Annotated in this window: 15 protein-coding genes; 8 read left to right on the top strand and 7 right to left on the bottom strand. The window is 73.6% G+C overall.

Annotated elements, in window-relative coordinates:
* Positions 1-11 precede the first annotated feature (11 nt).
* The 3 genes from T328_RS00750 to T328_RS00740 are packed head-to-tail and all read left to right on the top strand — an operon-like array spanning position 12 to position 3,927.
* Positions 12-881, top strand: a complete 870-nt coding sequence (locus T328_RS00750) for a branched-chain amino acid ABC transporter permease (protein WP_496493807.1) — start codon at positions 12-14, stop codon at positions 879-881.
* Positions 878-1,930, top strand: coding sequence for a branched-chain amino acid ABC transporter permease (locus T328_RS00745; RefSeq protein WP_496493806.1), 1,053 nt, complete (start codon positions 878-880; stop codon positions 1,928-1,930). The genes T328_RS00750 and T328_RS00745 overlap by 4 nt, the downstream gene beginning before the upstream one ends.
* Entirely contained in the window at positions 1,927-3,927 is a 2,001-nt protein-coding gene (locus tag T328_RS00740; RefSeq protein ID WP_496493805.1) for a GAF domain-containing protein, read from the top strand. Before T328_RS00745 ends, T328_RS00740 begins: the two co-directional genes overlap by 4 nt.
* A gap of 102 nt (positions 3,928-4,029) precedes the next feature.
* On the opposite strand, the gene T328_RS00735 is transcribed toward T328_RS00740, so the two are convergent.
* A complete protein-coding gene (locus T328_RS00735) occupies positions 4,030-5,031 on the bottom strand; it encodes an extracellular catalytic domain type 1 short-chain-length polyhydroxyalkanoate depolymerase (RefSeq protein WP_496493804.1) in 1,002 nt (333 codons plus the stop codon).
* 282 nt (positions 5,032-5,313) lie between these two features.
* Positions 5,314-6,696 (bottom strand): serine/threonine-protein kinase, encoded by a 1,383-nt coding sequence (locus tag T328_RS00730; protein ID WP_496494287.1) that lies wholly within the window; start codon positions 6,694-6,696, stop codon positions 5,314-5,316.
* A 288-nt stretch (positions 6,697-6,984) separates the two neighbouring features.
* Here T328_RS00730 and T328_RS00725 point away from each other — a divergent pair, with 288 nt between their 5' ends.
* A complete protein-coding gene (locus T328_RS00725) occupies positions 6,985-7,857 on the top strand; it encodes a ThuA domain-containing protein (RefSeq protein WP_496493803.1) in 873 nt (290 codons plus the stop codon).
* 198 nt (positions 7,858-8,055) lie between these two features.
* Here the strand turns inward: T328_RS00725 and T328_RS00720 are convergent, their stop codons facing one another.
* The 3 genes from T328_RS00720 to T328_RS00710 are packed head-to-tail and all read right to left on the bottom strand — an operon-like array spanning position 8,056 to position 10,238.
* Positions 8,056-8,958 carry a carboxymuconolactone decarboxylase family protein gene (locus T328_RS00720; RefSeq protein ID WP_496493802.1) on the bottom strand — a complete coding sequence of 301 codons (903 nt, stop codon included), beginning with the start codon at positions 8,956-8,958 and terminating at the stop codon, positions 8,056-8,058.
* Complete coding sequence (locus T328_RS00715; RefSeq protein WP_496493801.1) at positions 8,939-9,352, bottom strand: MerR family transcriptional regulator; 414 nt, start codon at positions 9,350-9,352, stop codon at positions 8,939-8,941. The genes T328_RS00720 and T328_RS00715 overlap by 20 nt, the downstream gene beginning before the upstream one ends.
* A gap of 49 nt (positions 9,353-9,401) precedes the next feature.
* On the bottom strand, positions 9,402-10,238 hold the full coding sequence (locus T328_RS00710) for a virginiamycin B lyase family protein (RefSeq protein WP_496493800.1): 837 nt from the start codon (positions 10,236-10,238) through the stop codon (positions 9,402-9,404).
* Between the two features lie 164 nt (positions 10,239-10,402).
* Here T328_RS00710 and T328_RS00705 point away from each other — a divergent pair, with 164 nt between their 5' ends.
* Complete coding sequence (locus T328_RS00705) at positions 10,403-10,525, top strand: hypothetical protein (RefSeq protein WP_496493799.1); 123 nt, start codon at positions 10,403-10,405, stop codon at positions 10,523-10,525.
* Positions 10,526-10,586: 61 nt separating this feature from the next.
* Positions 10,587-11,894: a S1 family peptidase gene (locus tag T328_RS00700; RefSeq protein WP_496493798.1), complete on the top strand. Its 1,308-nt coding sequence runs from the start codon at positions 10,587-10,589 to the stop codon at positions 11,892-11,894.
* A 96-nt stretch (positions 11,895-11,990) separates the two neighbouring features.
* Here T328_RS00700 and T328_RS00695 read toward each other — a convergent pair whose 3' ends face one another.
* Positions 11,991-13,685 carry a serine/threonine-protein kinase gene (locus T328_RS00695; RefSeq protein WP_496493797.1) on the bottom strand — a complete coding sequence of 565 codons (1,695 nt, stop codon included), beginning with the start codon at positions 13,683-13,685 and terminating at the stop codon, positions 11,991-11,993.
* A gap of 503 nt (positions 13,686-14,188) precedes the next feature.
* Here T328_RS00695 and T328_RS00690 point away from each other — a divergent pair.
* Both T328_RS00690 and T328_RS00685 read left to right on the top strand, forming a co-directional pair.
* A complete protein-coding gene (locus T328_RS00690) occupies positions 14,189-15,730 on the top strand; it encodes a flavin monoamine oxidase family protein (protein WP_496494286.1) in 1,542 nt (513 codons plus the stop codon).
* Positions 15,727-16,377, top strand: coding sequence for a Rid family hydrolase (locus T328_RS00685; RefSeq protein ID WP_496493796.1), 651 nt, complete (start codon positions 15,727-15,729; stop codon positions 16,375-16,377). The genes T328_RS00690 and T328_RS00685 overlap by 4 nt, the downstream gene beginning before the upstream one ends.
* Positions 16,378-16,427: 50 nt before the next feature.
* Here the strand turns inward: T328_RS00685 and T328_RS00680 are convergent, their stop codons facing one another.
* Positions 16,428-17,204 carry an enoyl-CoA hydratase-related protein gene (locus tag T328_RS00680; RefSeq protein ID WP_496493795.1) on the bottom strand — a complete coding sequence of 259 codons (777 nt, stop codon included), beginning with the start codon at positions 17,202-17,204 and terminating at the stop codon, positions 16,428-16,430.

The raw sequence follows: 17,204 nt of genomic DNA, 5'->3' as shown, positions 1-17,204 counted from the left end.
CGGGAACCACGATGACCTCCTTCCTGCAACAGGCGTTCAACGGCCTGGTCTCGGGTGGCTTCTACGCGCTGCTCGCCCTCGGCCTCGCCGTCATCTTCGGCATGCTCCACGTCGTCAACTTCGCTCACGGTGCCCTCTACATGCTCGGCGCGTTCGGCGCGGTGGCCCTGCAGGACGCCACGGGGCTGGGGTTCTGGTGGGCGCTGCTGCTGGTGCCGCTCGCCGCGGCGCTGGCCGGCATGCTGCTGGAGCGGCTGCTCATCCACCGGCTGGCCGCCCTCGACCCGCTGTACAACTTCCTGCTCACCTTCGGCATCGCGCTGGTCTGCCAGGACCTGCTGCGCATGAAGTACGGCGCCCAGTCCACCCCGTACGACGAGGGCCCCTTCCCCGGCTCCGTCGACCTCGGGCTCTTCGACTACCCCGCCTACCAGGTCTTCGTCCTCGGCGCCGCGGCCGTCGTCTGCCTCGCCGTCTGGCTGCTGCTGACCCGCACCCGCATCGGCACGGTGGTGCGCGCCGCGACCGAACGACCGGAGCTGACCCGGGCGCTGGGCATCGACACCGCCCGCTGGGTCACGCCCGTGTTCGGCTTCGGCGTCGCGCTGGCCGCGCTGGCCGGGGTGCTGGCCGCGCCGATGCGCGCGGTCAACTCGGGCATGGGCGGGGACCTGATCATCGCGGTCTTCGCGGTCGTCGTCATCGGCGGCCTCGGCTCCATCCCGGGCGCGGTGGTCGCCGGCTTCGCCATCGGGATGCTGCAGGCCCTCGGCAACCTCTACGTCCCCGTCCTGTCGCAGACGTCGGTCTTCGTGCTGATGGCCGTGGTGCTGCTGGTCCGGCCGGCCGGACTCTTCGGCAAGGAGGAACACGCACTATGATCCTCGCCCTGCTCGACCGCCTCCGCGGCCGGCCCGCCTGGCTGCGCCTGGGGCTGCTGGCCGCCGGGCTCACGTCCGTCCTCGGGCTGCCGTGGGTCCTCTATCCGCCGGTGGCCGCGGACATCCTCTGCTGGGGCCTGTTCGCCGTCGCGTTCGACCTGCTGCTGGGACAGGCCGGGCTGCTGTCCTTCGGCCATGCCGCGTTCTGGGGTACCTCGGCGTACACCACCGGGCTCATCGCCATCCACGCCGGCGTGCCGTTTCCGCTCGCGGTGGCCGGCGGCGCGGTGGCCGCCGCGGTCGTCGCCGTGCCCATCGGCCTGCTGGCGGTGCGCCGCAGCGGCATCTACTTCGCCATGGTCACGCTCGCCTTCGCGCAGATGATCTACTTCATCGCGAACCAGTGGGGCGACCTCACGGGCGGCGAGAACGGGCTGCAGGGCATCCCGCGCGAACTGCCGGGCGTGGACCTGTCGGACTCCTTCGTCTACTACTACGCGGCGCTGCCGCTGGTCCTGGCCGGTCTGGCCGCCGCCTGGCGCATCGTGCACTCGCCGTTCGGCCGCGTCGTCGCCGCGGTGCGGGACAACCCGGCGCGCGCCCGGGCGCTCGGCTACTCCGTCGACCGCTACAAGGTGGTCGTGTTCACGGTCTCCGCGTTCCTCTCCGGTCTCGCGGGCGGGCTGTACGCCGTCAACCACGGGTTCGCGTCCCTGCAGGAGGTGTACTGGACGACCTCGGGCAAGGTCGTCGTGATGACGGTGCTCGGCGGCATCGGCACCCTGTGGGGCAGCCTGCTGGGGGCGGCGGCCGTCGTGCGGCTGGAGGACTGGATGTCCACCTCCGGGTTCGACGAGGTCGGGATCGTCACCGGCAGCCTGTTCATCCTGGTCGTGCTCCTCTTCCGGCGCGGCATCTGGGGCACCGTGTCGCACCTGCTCCGGCCGCGCGCGGGTACCGCCGGCATGCGCTCCGCCGACTCCGGCGGTACGGTTCGTGACCCCGCCACCGGCGAAAGGCCGGAGCGCTCCCTGGTCAGGGAGCCGTGAGTCAGGAGGCCGCGATGTGCGCGGACCCACCGGGCGAAGCACGCGGCACAGGCACCACCGGAGAGGCGGCCGAACGCCTGCTGCGGCTGCTGCGCGAAGGCGCGTCCCGGGAGGCGTACGAGGAGTTGCTCGCCGGCGCGCACGGCGAGACCGCCGCGGCGCTGGGCCCGCTGGTCGAGGACGCGCTCGCGGTGCGCGCGCAGCTGGAGGAGCGCCGCCGGCGCGAGGCGGAGCTGGCCGCGCTGTACGAGACGGCGGGCGACCTGTCGTCGCTACGCGACCTGGAGGCCGTGCTACGGGCGATCGTCCGCCGCGTCCGCCAGCTCGTGGGCACCGACGCCGCCTACCTCATGCTCAACGACGACGACCGCGGCGACACGTACATGCGGGTCACCGACGGCATCCGCACCGACGCCTTCAAGCAGGTGCGGCTCGCCATGGGCGCGGGACTCGGCGGGCTCGTCGCCAAGACGGGCGTGCCCTACCACACGCCGGACTACCTCCACGACCCGCGTTTCGACCACACCATCGACGACGTCGTGGGCGGCGAAGGGGTCACGGCGATCCAGGGCGTGCCCCTGTCCCTGGCCGACCGGGTCATCGGCGTGCTCTTCGCCGCCAACCGCCGCGCCCGGCCCTTCTCGCCGGCCGAGGTGGCCCTGCTGGTCTCGCTCGCCAACCACGCGGCGATCGCCATCGAGAACGCCACCCTCTTCCAGGACGTGCGCCGCACCGTCGACGAGTTGACCGAGGCCAACGCGGTCATCCAGGCACACAGCGAGTCCATCGAACGCGCCGCGGCGCTGCACGAGCGGCTGACCCGGATCGTCCTGGACGGCGGCGGCCTCGCGGACGTCGCCGACACCCTCGCGGAGGTGCTCGGCGGCGGCCTGCTCGTCCTCGACCCGAGCGGGCGCACCATGGCGGCGGCCGGCGCCGACCCGGTGGTCGAGCAGGCCCGCGCCGAGGGCGCGCTGCCCGAGTCCTGTCCGGCGGCGCGTGCCGTACGCGAAGCGCGGGTGCTGAGCACCGACGCGCGCAGGACACGTCGCGTGCCGGCCGCCGACGGCGGCTCCGCCGCCTGCGCCACCCCCGTGGTCGCCGGTGGCGAGGTCCAGGGCGTCCTGCTGCTGCTGTGCCACCGCATCGGCGCCGACGACGTGCGGCTGCTGGAGCGGGCGGCGATGGTCACCGCGCTGCTGCTGCTCGGGGAACGGACGGTGGCCGAGGCCGAGCACCGGCTGCGCGGCGAGTTCCTCGACGACCTGCTGTCGTCCCCCCACCGCGACCCCGAAGGGCTGCGCCGCCGGGCCGCCCTGATGGGCATCGCCCACGGCCGCCCGCACACCGTGCTCGCCGCCCGCTCCCGCGACGGCGCCCCGCGCCGGCGCATCGCGGACGCCGCGGCCCCCTACGCGGCGCGCCACGGCGGCCTGGCCGGCGAGCACCACGGCGACATCGTCGTCCTGCTCTCCGGCGACGCCGACCCCGGCGCCCAGGCCCGCGCCCTCGCCGACCACCTGCGGCGCACCCTGGACACGGCGGTCACCGTCGGAGCCGCGCCCGCGTCCGCCGGGCTGGAGGCCATCGTCGAAGCCCACCCGGACGCGGTGCGCTGCCTCGACGTGCTGCTCGCCCTGGACCGCGACGGCGAGGGCGCCTCCCCCGACGAACTCGGCGTCTACGGCCTGCTGTTCCACCAGGCCGGCCGCGACGAGCTGCGCCGCTTCGTACGCCGCACCCTCGGCCCGGTGCTCGACTACGACAAGCGCCGCGGCGGCGACCTGGCCCACACCATGACGACCTACTTCGCCTGCGACGCCAACCTCACCCGCACCGCCGCCGCGCTCTACGTCCACGTCAACACCCTCTACCAGCGCATCGACCGCATCACCGCGCTGCTGGGCCCGCACTGGCGGCACGGGGACCACGGGCTGCAGGCGCACCTGGCGGTGAAGGTGCACGCCATACTCTCCCCGCGCGCGGGGCCGGAATGACGGGCTGGGACGACGGGCCGGGATGACGGGCCCGCATGACGGGACGTGACGGCGGGCCGGGGACGGGCCCGGCCGGCGGCCGGGCCCGTCGGTGAGCCGGCGTCAGAGCAGACCCCAGAACCGCGCCGTGTAGAAGCCGGAGCAGACGTGGTCCGGATAGTACGTGCCCGTAGCGCCGCACTGCTCGGCTGCCGTGCCCGGGTCGACGGGCAGGCCGTGGCCCATGCCGTCGACGGTGTACGTCTCCACCACGGAGCGGCCGGACGCGTCCTCGTACGAAGCTCTCGTCGTGCCGCCCGGGAGCGTCGTCGTCTCCGCCGGTGTCTGGCCGATGCCCCAGACGTCCGTCCACTGGTCACGCGACTCGGTCGCGTTCGCCGGCACCACAGTGGTGTCGCCCGTGCCGTGCCAGACCGCCACCCGCGGCCACGGCCCGCCCCAGCCGCCGGAGGCGGCGCGCACCAGGTCGCCCCACTGCTGCGGGGACTTGCCGGACGGGGCGTACATGCACATGTAGGCGTCGACGAGGCTGCGCGCGCAGCCGGCCGGGATGCCGGCGGCGATGGAACCGCCGGCGAAGACGTCGGGGTACGCGGCCAGCAGCTCCGCGGTCATGGCGCCGCCGGCGGAGAGGCCGGTGACGAAGACCCGCTCGGGGTCCGTGCCGTAGAGCGCGGTGGCGTGATCGGCCATCTGCTTGACGGACAGCGCCTCGCCCTGACCGCGGGCGGTGTCTCCCGACTGGAACCAGTTGAAGCAGGAGTTGGCGTTGTTGACGCTCGTGGTCTGCGGGTAGACCACGGCGAAGCCGTGCGCGTCGGCCAGTTCGGCCCAGCCGGAGTGGCCGTGGTAGTCGCTCGCGCTCTGCGTGCAGCCGTGCAGCGCGAGGACTAGCGGCGCGCCGGCGGGCAGGCCGTCGGGCACGTAGGCGTACATGCCGAGGTTGCCGGGGTTGGAGCCGAATCCGGTGACCGGCGTGAGGCCGGCCGACGCACCGCTCGCCGACGCGGGCGCCACGAGCACTCCCGCGACCAGGGCGAGCGGCGCCAGCAGCGCGCACAGCACCGCCCGGAGGCGAACAAGGGTACGGTCACGAACCGCCATGGGGTTCTCCCGTCGTGAGGGGGGTGAGGAAATCGGGCACCCGACCCCGCACGTTAGGCACGTACCGCCGCCGCGCCATCGGATGCGGCCCACACTCCTGAGGGCTCCGCCCTGTGGCCGGGCTCCACCGGCCCGGGCGAAGGGGACCGGACAGGGACGGCAGCGGGTCAGATCCAGCAGAGTTCGGTGGTGGCCGTCAGCACGTCCTCGCCGGGGACGGGGGTCGCGCTGCCGGACCGGACCGTGCCGCCGAGTCCGCCCGCACCACCTCTGGCTGCGGGATCACCCGGCCGCGATGGCGACCACGATCCCGATGACCGTGGCGAGCACGGCGAGTGCGCCGAGGGCGAGGAAGCCGATTCCGGCGCAGTTCCCGACCACGCTGACGGCGGCCCGCCACCCCCGCGGCGTCAGCCCGGCGACGCGCCGCGCGGGGCCGGGGTCCGGTGCGGGGTCCGGCGCGGGCCCGCCGGGTGCCGGGTGCGGTGCACGGGCGTCCGCCCCGGCGGCGACGGCATCCACCGTCTCCGTCGGCGTCCGGGGGGCGGTCGCCTGCGGCGCCGTTGCTGCCGCCTCCGCCACCGGCACGCCCGGGTCCGGGTCTGCCACCGAGGCGGGGCCCGCCGCCGCCGCGGCCCCGGGGCGCAGTCCCTCCCCGGAGGGCGGCACCGGGCCGGTGGACCCGTACCGCTGCGTCAGCTCCCGGCCCTGCCGCTGGTACGCCAGGACGATCCACGCCCAGCGGTCCGGCATGCCGGACCACGACGACCCGCCGGTGCCGCCGGTGCCGCCGGCCGAAGCGGCAGCGGCAGCCGCGCCCGTCTCCTCCGCCAGCGCGCGGAGCGCGGCCGGCCGCGGCCGGGCCGCCGGATCGGGGGACAGGCAGGCCCGGACGAGGCCGAGCAGCACGTCCGGCACCCCGCCGAGTTCCACGGCGCCACGCGCGACGAGCGCCAGCAGCCGGACGGGGTCTCCGGTGTCGGGGTACGGCGGGCGACCGGTGGCGAGGGTGCAGAGCGTGGCGCCGAGCGCGTAGACGTCGCACGCCGGGGTCGCCGGCTCACCGCGCGCCTGCTCGGGGGCGATGTACGCGAGGGTGCCGAGGGTCAGCCGGGTCCTCGTCAGGTCGGTGGCGTGCGAGATGCCGAAGTCGATCAGGCGCGGTCCGGCGAGTTCGAGCAGCATGTTCTGCGGTTTGACGTCCCGGTGCACGATGTCCTGCCGGTGCAGCTCCGCCAGCGACTCCAGCGCCCCCCGCGTCACCCAGCGGGCGGCGGTCCCGGACAGCGGCCCGGCGCGGCGTACCAGCTCCGCAACCGAGGGGGCGGGCACGTACTCCGTCGCCATCCACGGCCGCGGCGCCTCCGGGTCGGCGTCGAGCACGCGCGCGGTGCGCACCCCCTCCGCCCGCCGGGCGACCTTCACCTCGCGCGCGAAGCGCCGCCGGTCTGTGCCGTCGACCTCGCCCTCGGCGAGCAGCGTCTTGACGGCGGCCAGCGAGCCGTCGCGCACGGAGCGGGCGAGGAAGATGCGTCCCATGCCACCGGTGGCGAGCCGTCCCAGCAGCGTGTAGGAGCCGAGTATCGCCGGGTCGTCCTCCTCCAGCGGCTGAATGTCCGCGCCGCCCGCCGCAGAACCGCCCTGCCCCGGCGTCTCCCCCTCCACGGCCAACGTCCCCTCCCCCGGGTCGCGTTCGGTGGTGGGAGAGTCTAGCCGCGACGGGGACACGGAGCCGAGAGCTGGGAGCCGGCCCGCCCCGGCTTGGCCGACGGCAACGGCCCGTACGGCAGATTCCTGTCCTGCTTCCCGTTCTGCTTCCTGTCCTGAGCAGAGGATCGTCCGCCATGCGCGCGGGGCCGACTCCGCGCCGTCTTGACATGTCCTCGAAAAGAGGCCGTAGTTGATGGGGGCATCAGACGCGAGGGGAGTGTCATGGGTTACGCACGATCAGGCGTGAGCCGTAGGTCGTTCGCGGTGGCGGCGCTCGGGCTCGTCGCGGCGTCGGCCGTACCTGCCGAGGCCAAGGCCAAGTCGAAGGTCCTTATCTACACCGGGACGACCGGGTACCGCCACGCCGACGCGATCGACGGCGGCATCGGCCCGATCCAGAACGCGCTGGACGAGGCCGGGATCGCATGGGTGTGGGAGGACTGCGACGGCCTCGGCGGGGCCGTCGGCAACTGCGACCACCCGGATCAGAACCCGCGCATCTTCACCCCGGAGAACCTGGCCGGCTACGACGCGATCTTCCTCTTCAACGCCTCGTCGCAGTGGCTCGGCGGCGACCGTCCGGGCCCGCTGTGGGACGAGGAGCAGCGTGCCGCGATCCGCGGATTCGTCAACGCCGGCGGCGGAATCGCCGCCAACCACAACGCGGTCGACATGGGTGCCGGCGTCACCACCTGGGACTGGTGGGACGGCGGGGCCGGCAGCGCGGTCGGCACGCTGATGACCGGACACGCAGCCACCGACCTGAACAACACCGCCACGGTGCACGTCGAAGACCGCAAGCACCCCTCGACGCGCGACCTCCCCGAGGAGTTCGAATTCGGCGACGAGCACTACAACTTCGCCCGCAGCGTGCGCGGCGACGCGCACGTGCTGGCGACGCTCGACGAGGAGTCGTACGACCCCGGCCCGAACGCGATGGGCGAGGACCACCCGATCTCCTGGTGCAGGCAGTACGACGGGGGCCGCGTCTGGGTGACCGGGATGGGTCACTTCGCCGAGTCCTACACGGCGAACGGCGGGGACAACAACCTCGTCAAGCACCTCGTCGGAGGCATCGGCTGGGCGGCAGCCGACACGGGCGCCGGGGGTAAGTGATCGCCGGGACCGGCTGACCGGAAGTAGCGGTCCCCCGGCTGCGGATCCCCTCGACGTGGGTGGCCCCCGCCGGTCACGGCGGTCGTCGCGGTTCTTCGGCGGCCGGCCGGTCGTCGGGGGCCGGCCGGGTCGTCGGGGGCTCCCGCTCGTCCCGCGGACGGGCGAGCGGGAGGTGGTGCTGCCCGGCAGGCGGGCCGGTCAGGTGCTGACGCCGCGTTCGTCGAAGACCTCGCGGACCACGCCGACGGCGTTGAGCGCTCGGGGGAATCCCACGAGGGGGACGGTCTGGATGACGGTTTCGATCACCTGCCGGGGTGACAGGCCCACGTTGAGCGCGGCGCCCACGTGCACCCGCTGCTGTGGTGCGGTGTCGCCGAAGGCGATCAGGCCGCCCAGCGTGACGAGCTGCCGCTGCGGCAGGTCCAGGCCGGGCCGGGTGTACACGTCGCCGAAGGTGAACTCGACGATGTACCTCCCGAGGTCCGGCGCCACGTCGTTCAGCGACTCGACGACCTCGACGCCGTGTTCGCCGTCGACGGTGCGCAGCATGTCCAGCCCGCGCCCGTAGCGGTCCCCGCCCGGGGGCACTGCGATCGGGTCGACGTGCTCGTGCCGCTCCTCGAAGACGGCGCGGGCCGCGGTCAGCGCGTTGAGCGTACGGGGGATGCCGGTGTACGGGACCAGGTGGATCAGGGCCTCGACGACCTGCGCGGGGCTGAGGCCGGTGTGCAGCGCCGCACCGATGTGGAAGTGCAGCTGCGCCGCGGTGTCGCCGGCGGCGGTGAGGGCGGCGACGGTGACGAGCTGGCGCTCGCGCGCGTCCAGCCCGGGCCGGGCGTGCACGTCCCCGTAGGCGAACTCGACGATGAAGCGCCCCAGGTCGGGGGCGAGGTCACGCAGAGCGGTGACCGTGTCCAGGGCGTCGGGGCCCGCGATCTGCCGCATCCGCGCCACGCCGCGCGCATACCGCTCGGACGTGCCGGTGTCCGCCGCGGCCACGCCGGCCGCCGGCAGCGAGGCGGCCATCGCGCCGGCTCCGCCGGCGACTCCGTAGCGCAGCAGCGTGCGGCGGTGGGCGGGCCTATCCTCCGGGGTCCTCATCTTTCTCCTCCAGGGTCTGCTCGTAGTGGACGATCTTGTCGCTGATGGCGGCGAGGCTGCGCATCACGGCCTCGTGCTGCTGGCGGACGCTCGCCTCGTGCTGGCGCAGCAGTTCCAGCCGGTCGCGGACGGTGGCCTGCCCGCCGCGGCGCAGCCGGGCGAAGTGCAGCATCTGCCGGATGGGCATCGCGGTCGTGCGCAGCCGCAGCAGGAACGCCAGCCAGGCGAGGTCCGCCTGCCGGTAGCGGCGGTGCCCGTCGGCGGTCCGCTCCACGTGGTCGATGAGCCCGATGCGCTCGTAGTAGCGGAGTGTGGTGGGGCTCAGGCCGGTGAGCGCGGCCGTGTCGGCGATGGTCAGTGTCCGGGTGGTCTCGGTCGTCTGGGTAGTGGACATACGGGGACGCTAGGGGTTGGAGTGCGCTTCAAGGCAACGGGCCCTCCGGTCACCCGGGCACGCGGTAGACGGCGGAGTCGCCCCAGGTCGCGGTGTGCAGCTCGCCGGCGGCGTCGACGCCGAGGGCGACGGGCGAGTCGAGGCCGCGGAGAACGGGTTCGGCCGAGCCGTCGGGCCGTACGCGGGTGACCGCACCGCCCGCGCGGTCGGCGACGTACAACTCGTCGTCCTCGGTGACGACGACGCCCACGCCCGGGCCCTCGACCTCGTCCGAGAGCGTCTCGGGCCGCCCGCCCGGCCGGATGCGTGAGATGCCGCCCTCGTAGTTGGACACGTACACGGTGCCGTCCGGATGCGCGGCCACGCCCACCGGCGTGTGCAGACCGCCGGCCAGGGTGCTGCGGGTGCCGTCCGGCCGGACCCGGATGATCTCGTCGCTCGCCCGGTTGGCCACCAGCAGGTTCCGCCGCGCGTCGAAGCCGATCCCGGTGGGGGTACGGAAGCCGGTGGCGAACTCCTCGAACTCGCCCGCCCCCGTGGCCCGGTAGACCACGTCCGCGCTGTAGTCGGCGACGTACAGCACACCCGCTTCGGTCACCGCCAGACCCGCGGGGGCGTCCAGGCCGTCGAGGTAGGTCGAGCGCGCGCCGTCCGCGCCGATGCGCTCCACCGTGCCGGCGGACCAGTTGGAGACGTACATCGCGCCGTCCGGGCCGAAGGCCAGACCGGTCGGGGAGGAGAATCCGGTGTGCAGGGCCCTCGCCCCCGCCGGGCTGCCCGCGGAGGTCTGCGACCTGGGCGCCGCCGGGTCGCCGCCGTCTCCGCAGGCCGTGGCGAACGCCATCACGACGACGCCGGCGATGAGCCGTGACCGGGTGGAACGCATGATCACCTCGTGCTGGAGCCGCTGGGAAGTTCCGACGAGGGGAGCGTAGGAGTTCCAGCGCGCTACAACGCAAGCGGCGGCTCAGGACCGTACCGGCACGTGATCGCGCGCAGCGGCGGCGAGTTCGAGAAGCCGCGTCAGGTTTCGTCAAGGTGCGGTACCAGGTGCGTACGGCACGCTGCACCCACGTACAGCCAAGCCACGCGAAGGTCAGCCGCGGCCCGGGCGACGGCGCGTGCGCCACCGAGCCCGACGTGCCGGAGTACGAGAAGTGGATCCACACCTGACCGCCGGCCGCAGGCGTGTTGTGCATTCCGTGCAGAAGAAGGAAGAAGTGAGAGGGGCAGGATGGCCAGGAGACGAGGCAGTTGGCGGACGACGCTCGCGCTGTCGGCGGGCGTGGCGGCCGTCGGCGGCACGCTGTACCTGACGCCGGCCAGTGCCGCCATCTGGGACGACGGCGGCGGGGACACCGCCGGGGCGGGCACCGCCGCCGACCCGGCCGCGGCACGGCCGGGTGCCGTCCGGGCGTTCCAGGAGCGCTTCCCCGGGGTGAGCGACGAGGAGGCGTGGCGTCGCATCCAGGCCGAGGACGGGCGGGTCGCCCTCATCACCGGGCTGGCGAAGGACGACGCCGACACGTTCGGCGGCTCCTGGTACGACGGCGCGACCGACACCCAGCACCTGCAGGCGACCACCGCCGAGGCGGCCGACCGCTTCGCCGGGCTCGCCGCGGACAGCGGCATCAAGGCCGAGGTGCACCAGGTGGATTACAGCTACGCGCAGCTGACGGCCGAGGCCGAGCAGGCGCGCGCCGGTGCGCACCCCGTGCTAGGTGACGCCGCCAAGGGCGACGCGGCCGTGGACGTGAAGGCGAACCGGGTGGTGGCCGGGCTGGCGTCCACCGACCTCAAGTCCGCGCGCAACGACACCATGGCGGTGCCGGACACCTTCCAGATCAAGCCGCGCAGCACCACCGACCCGTCCGGGCTGCCGATCGTCGACGAAGCCTGCAGTTCGCGGATGGACTGCAGCAAGCCGCTGCGCGGCGGCATCGATGTGAAGAGCCCCAACGTGGGTTGCTCGCTGGGTTTCACGGCCTACGGGAAGGACCACCCGAAGCGCAAGTTCGCGATCACCGCGGGGCACTGCGGCGAGAAGGACCAGCGGCTCAAGCACAGCAACTGGACGATCGGGCACTTCGACCGGGTGGTCTTCGACAACGACTCCGGGACCGACGTGGCCAAGGCCCGGGTCGAGAACACGCACTGGCTGAGCACGTCGCTGGGCTGGCTCTACAACCCCGACGACCACGACGACCCGTACCCGGTGACCGGCCGGCTGACGAGCGAGTCCGGCATCCAGAACGGGCAGATCGTGTGCCTGTCCGCCAAGTACAACCCGGAGAACGGCAGCGACTGCGGCACGATCGACGGCACCGTCGGCAACGGCTACATCCGCGTCGTGGGCCACGACGCCTGCCCCGGCGACAGCGGCGGCGGCTGGTACCGGCCCAGCGGTGACAGCCGGGTCGCCTACGGCATACACAAGGGCGGCGCCGACAGCTGCCACGGCGACCAGGGCGGCAACTACGACTACTTCACCAGCCTCCCGAGGACCGAGGACCGCCTGGACGTGACCATCCACACCCGCTGACCGGTACGGGCCCGCCCGCAACCGTGTGCGGGCGGGCGGAGCCATACGCGCGCGCGGCGCCGGCCCGGCAGCCGGTCGCGTCACCGGCCTGCCGGGTCAGCGCCCCCCGTGGGCGTCGGAGCCGAGGCGGAAGCCGGCGCTCACGTGGCCGAACACCGGCTCGAAGCGGTCCCAGTCCGCGGTGGGCGTCGAGAGGTATATCGCGTACTCCTTCTCGCCCGGCCGTCCGAACCCCAGGTCGCGGGCGCGGAACTCGCGGGCCCTGCCCTGCCAGGTGAACTCCCAGATCGCCGCCGGCATGCCCCGGAAGGTCGTGCCCTGCATCCGCAGTTGGCGGTAACCGGGCAGCTTGCCCTCCTGGATCGACTTGGCCTCGTCGTCCTTCCAGTGCTGCAGGGGGTCGCTGGTCGCGTAGTCGAGGGCGGCAACGCGCAGGCCGGCCATCCCGGTCGGATCGATGTAGGCGACGCCCTCGCTCTCGTCCTCCAGGTCCTTGCGGGTCCAGTCCACCGGCACGGGGAAGGAGACGCCGAACTCCTCTTCCCGCACCAGGCGGTAGCCCTCGGGCACCGGCGCGGGCGTGTGCGCGGGCCTGCGGGTGCCCTCGACACTCCCGGGCGGCTTGTCGCCGCGGGGGGTGCCGGAACCGTCGCCCTCGTCGTGCAGCACGAGGTACGTGCCGCCGAGCGCCAGCGACGCCACGACGACCGCGACGGCCGCCCACACGCCGGTACGGCGCCCCCGTCCGCGTCCGTCACCGCGGCCGTGGCCCTGGCCGTGGCCGTGGCCGGCGGCGGAAACGCGGGTCCCGGCCCCGGGGGGCGCCGCCTGCGCGACGGCGGCCGGGTACGCGGGCCCGAAGCCGGGCGCGTCCGCGCCGCGGGGCGTGTCCACGACCCGGGTGACCTCCGTGACGTGGGCGGTGTCCCCGACGAAAGGGGCGTCCCCGACGAGAAGGGCGTCCGCCAGCTGCCGCAGGCGCCGCTCCACCTCCGGTGCCGGCGGCCGGTCCGCCGGCTCCTTGGCGAGCAGCTCCGCGATCAGCGGGGCCAGCGCCCGGGCGCCGGCGGGCTGTTCGAGGGGGTCGGCGGCGATGGCGTAGGCGGTCTCGAGCGCCGTGGCCCGGCGGAACGGGGGCCGCCCGTGCACGGCCTGGTAGAGGGTCGCGCCCAGGGCCCACAGGTCGGACGCGGGAGCCGGGTCCGCGCCCCTGAGGCGTTCCGGCGCGCAGAAGTCGACGGAACCGACCAGCTCCCCGGTGCGTGTGAGCGTGGAGGTGTCGGCGACGACCGCGATGCCGAAGTCCGTGAGGACCACGCGCCCGTCGGCTCCCAGCAGCACGTTGCCGGGCTTCACGTCGCGGTGGAAGACCCCGGCGGCGTGCGCGGCCCGTAGCGCCGCGACCATGCCGATGCCGATCCGGACCGCCTCGGCGGCCGGCAGCGGGCCGTCCTTCTTCAGGACCTCGTCGAGCGCGGGTGCGGGGACGTGCTCCATGACGATGCAGGGCAGCCCCGCGTCGTCCACGACGTCGTGCACCACGACGACGTTGGGATGGGTGATGCGGGCGGCGCTGCGCGCCTCCCGCCGGGTGCGCTCGAAGAGGGTGTCGCGCTCGGCGTCCTGCAGATGCGGCGCCAGGTGCAGCTTCTTGAGCGCGACGTGCCGGCCGAGAACCTCGTCCTCCGCTCGCCAGACGGTGCCCATGCCACCGCGGCCGATCCGCTCCAGCAGCCGGTACCGCCCCGCTATCAACCGCCCGGGCTCGTCCGCCCCCGTGCCGTCCCGCACCTCATGCCCCTCACCCCGAGCCCGGATACAGGAGTGGCTCCTGTGTCGTGAACTTGCCACGATAACCGCCGACGACCGGCCCCGCTGCCCGTACCGACCGCGCCCCCGGGCCGTCCGGCGCCCACCGGCCGATCCGCGGACCGGCCGCCCTCAGTTGGCGGGCAGGATCCTACCGCCGCGGCGTGGCGGGAGACCTGGTGGGGGAGCCCGCCGACTACCTGCGGTAACGCCTCGTCAGACCCGGCGACGCATCCCGCCGAGCCCCCGCACGGGGCAGTCAAGACTTCAACCGGCCGGTGATGCATCCGGCATATGCCGGAAACACACCGGGGAGAGGCTCCTCTCGCACGCCGGTTTCCCACCCCACAGGGCCGGACCGTTCCACGAACACGTGGCCGCCGGTTCTCTGCAGGGCGGTGGCCGCGGGCAAGGAGAAGACTGTGGCAGGTTCAGCAACCCGCCGGCACTTCCTGCGCTCCGTCGGTGCCGCAGGGGGCGCCGGAATGCTGTACTCCACGATGAGCGCGCTCGGCCTGGCCCCCGTCGTCGAGGCCGCCGCGACCGAGTTCCGCCCGCCGCGGCGCAGCGACTTCACCCTCTCCGGCCGGGCCGCGGGCACGGTCATCGTGCTCGGTGCCGGCATCGCAGGGCTGATCACCGCGTACGAGCTGGGCAAGGCGGGCTACGACGTACGGATCCTGGAGGCCAGGAACCGGCCGGGCGGTCGCAATTGGACCGTCCGCGGTGGCACCACCGAGACCGACCTCGACGGACAGACCCAGCACGCGACGTTCTCCCAAGACCAGTACATGAACGCCGGCCCGGCCCGGCTGCCGCAATCCCACGTCACGCTGGAGTACTGCCGCGAACTGGGCGTGGAGCTTGAGGTCTTCACCAACCAGAACGCGAACGCCTACATCTACCACGAGAAGGCCGCGGGCTCGCTCGCCGGCAAGCCGGTGCGCTGGCGCACCGCCAAGGCCGACGTCTACGGCTACGTCTCCGAGTTGCTGGCCACCGCCACCGACCAGGGCGCCCTGGACAAGGAGCTGACCGCCGACGACAAGGAGCAGCTACTGGCGTTCCTGGAAGACTTCGGCGACATAGGAGGTCCCACGGACGGCCGGGCATACGCCGGCAGCGAACGCCGCGGTTACTCCGTCGAGCCCGGCGCCGGCCTGGAGTCGGGCACCGTGCTCGACCCCGTCCCCTCTCTCTCGGACGTCTTCGCCAGCGGCATCGGCCACCGCTTCAGCTTCGAGTTCGGCTACGACCAGGCCATGCTGATGTTCCAGCCCAAGGGCGGCATGGACCGGATACCGCACGCGCTGGCCCGGGCCATCGGCCGCGAGCGGATCGTCTACGGGGCCGAGGCCACCGCCGTCACCGACCGCCCCGACGGCGCGGAGGTCACCTGGCGGGACATACGCGGCCGCAACCACACCGAGCGCGCCGACTTCGTCGTCTCCGCAATCCCGCCGATGATCGCCGCCCGGCTCGACCACAATCTGGGCGCCGACGTCACCGCCGCGCTCAGAACTCCCACTCCCGTCCCCGTGGGCAAGATCGGCCTGGAGTACCGCCGCCGCTGGTGGGAGACGGACGAGCACATCTACGGCGGCATCACCCCGACCGACACCGACCTGGCCACCATCTGGTATCCCTCGTCCGGCTACCACGGCCGGCGGGGCACGGTCATCGGCTACTACAACTTCGGGGCGGACGCCGTCGCCTATGGTCAGCTGACGCACGCCGAGCGCGAGGCGCGGGCATTGAGTCGGGGCGTGCGGATCCACGGCGACAAGTACCGCACCGAGCTCGCCGCCTCCTTCAGCGTCGCCTGGCACCGCACCCCCTTCATCGAGGGCGGATGGGTCGGCTGGGAGTCGCAGACCGGCCCCGAGTACCGGCGGCTGCTTGAGCCCGCGGGCCACGTGTACTTCGCCGGCGACTGGCTCAGCCATGCCATCGCCTGGCAGCACGGAGCCATCACCTCGGCCCGCAAGGTCGTCAACGAACTGCACGAGAGGGTGATGCTGGGATGAGCGCACCGAAACGACGCGCCGTGATGCTGACCGTCGCCGGCGCCGGCGGCGCACTGCTGACCTCCGCCACCGCCTTCGCGGCGGCGCGCGGCTGGCGGCCCGGGCCGGACCAGGTCAAGGTCATGCTGCCGACCGGGCAGAGCAACCCGGCCATCGCCACCGGTGTGGCGACCGGTGAGTCCGTCGCGCTCTACACCAGCAGCGGCCTCGGCCCCGACGCGCTCAACCCGGCCGCTCCGGAGGGTACGCCGGAGAGCTGGACGGACCCGTCGATGACCGCGGGCGCCGAGGGCGTCACGGTGACCGAGGCGCAGGCGCTGCTGGTGCTGCGCAAGATCTCCGACAACCTCGCCGTGGCCGGACTGGCTCCGGCCGATGTCATTACGATGAAGTGCTATCTGATGAAGCCGCCCGACGCCGAACTCGCCGACTACGCCGGCTGGAACCGCGCGTACCGGCAGTTCTACGCCAACGTCGACCTGGCCTCGGGCGAAACGGTCCCGGTGCCGATGGGCACCTCGGCGCCGAAGCCGCCGATCCTCGTCAACAGGGCCCGCCCGGCCCGGGCGACCATGGAAGTCGCCTCTCTCGCCGTGCCGGGCTGGCTGGTCGAGGTCGAGGTGACGGCGGCCTATCGAAGGAAGTGAGGGCGGGTGCGCACCGCGGCGGGCAGACGCCCGCCGCGGTGCGCCGGCGGCTACCGGCCGGTGAAGCGCGGCTCGCGCTTTTCCAGGAACGCGCTCATGCCCTCCTTCTGGTCGCTGGTGGCGAACAGCGCGTGGAACAGCCGCCGTTCGAACAGCAGCCCCTCCCGCAGCGGCACCTCCTGCGCCCGGCCGACGGCCTCGCGGGCGGCCCGTACCGCGGGGGTGCTGCGTGCCGCGATGGCGGACGCCACCTCGTACGCCTCGTCGGCAAGCCGGTCCGCCGGGACGACGCGGGCGACCAGACCGGCCCGCTCGGCCTCGGCGGCGTCCATGGTGCGGCCGGTGAGGATCATGTCCATCGCCTTGGCCTTGCCCACGGCCCGGATCAGGCGCTGGGTGCCGCCGATGCCGGGGATCACCGCGAGGGAGAGCTCCGGCTGGCCGAACACCGCGGAGTCGGCGGCGACGATGAGGTCGCACATCATCGCCAGCTCGCAGCCGCCGCCCAGCGCGTAGCCGCTGACCGCCGCCACGGTCGGGGTGCGCAGGGCGCAGAAGGCGTCCCAGCCGGCGAAGAAGTCCTCCTCCGCCATCTCGACCGCCGACTTCGTCGCCATCTCCCGGATGTCGGCGCCGGCGGCGAAGGCGCGCTCGGAGCCGGTGACGACGAAGCAGCCGACGTCCGGGTCGGCGTCGAGTTCGCCGAGCGCCCCGGTCAGTTCCTCCATCAGCGCGCTGTTGAGCGCGTTGAGCACCCCGGGCCGGTGCAGCCGGGCCGTCACCACGGCTCCGTCCTTCTCGTGCCTCTCGATCTTTACGTGTTCCAC

The sequence above is a fragment of the Streptomyces sp. CNX435 genome (genome assembly GCF_059570575.1).
The sequence above is the reverse complement of the archived record's forward strand: the minus strand, read 5'-3'. Positions and strand labels throughout refer to the sequence as shown.